The following is a 957-nucleotide window of genomic DNA, read 5'->3' as shown; positions in this document are numbered from 1 at the left end:
GTGTTCAGCGTGCAGGTCAGCGACGGCCTCGGCGGGGTGGACACCCAGCTGGTGACCGTCACCGTCACCGGCAGCAATGACGCGCCAGTGCTCAGTTTCGCGGAGGGCAATGCGGCCGGCGCGGTGCAGGAAGACACCAAACTCAGCGTGAATGGCCAGTTCAGCTCGACCGACATCGACCACGACGCCACGGCGACCTGGAGCATTGCCGGGTCAAATACCGGCACCTTTGGCTCGATCGCGGTGGACCACACCGGCCAGTGGACTTACACCCTGGCCAACGGCAGCGACGGTGTCGCCAGCGCGGTGCAGTCGCTGCAGGCCGGCGAGAGCCATGATGACGTGTTCAGCGTGCAGGTCAGCGACGGCCTCGGCGGGGTGGACACCCAGCTGGTGACCGTCACCGTCACCGGCAGCAACGATGCGCCCGTGCTCAGCTTCGCGACGGGCAATGATGCCGGCGCGGTGCAGGAAGACACCAAACTCAGCGTGAATGGCCAGTTCAGCTCGGCCGACATCGACCATGACGCCACGGCGACCTGGAGCATTGCCGGTACGGATACGGGCACCTACGGTTCGATCGCGGTGGACAACACCGGCCAGTGGACTTACACCCTGGCCAATGGCAGCGACGGTGTCGCCAGCGCGGTGCAGTCGCTGCAGGCGGGCGAGAGTCACAACGAAGTGTTCAGCGTGCAGGTCAGCGACGGCCTCGGCGGCGTCGACACCCAACTGGTGACTATCACCGTCACCGGCAGCAACGACGCCGCCGTGCTGTCCTCGGCCAGCGTTACGCTGAGCGAAACCAATGCTCCGCTGACCACCGGCGGCAGCCTGACCATTAGCGATATCGACAGCCCGGAAAGCTTCCAGGCGCAGTCCAACACCGCCGGCAGCTACGGCCAGTTCTCCATCGGCACCGGCGGTGCCTGGACCTACGTCGCCAGTTCCGCCCAC

General features: G+C 66.1%; 1 protein-coding gene. It reads left to right on the top strand.

Annotated elements, in window-relative coordinates:
* The coding region (locus ACCD00_RS30670; RefSeq protein WP_413428928.1) for a VCBS domain-containing protein at positions 1-957 on the top strand (957 nt) is incomplete at both ends.

Origin of the sequence: Pseudomonas sp. Pseusp3 (genome assembly GCF_047304225.1) — a bacterium.
In the GTDB taxonomy this organism is placed as follows: domain Bacteria; phylum Pseudomonadota; class Gammaproteobacteria; order Pseudomonadales; family Pseudomonadaceae; genus Aquipseudomonas; species Aquipseudomonas fluorescens_CD.
The sequence above is the reverse complement of the archived record's forward strand: the minus strand, read 5'-3'. Positions and strand labels throughout refer to the sequence as shown.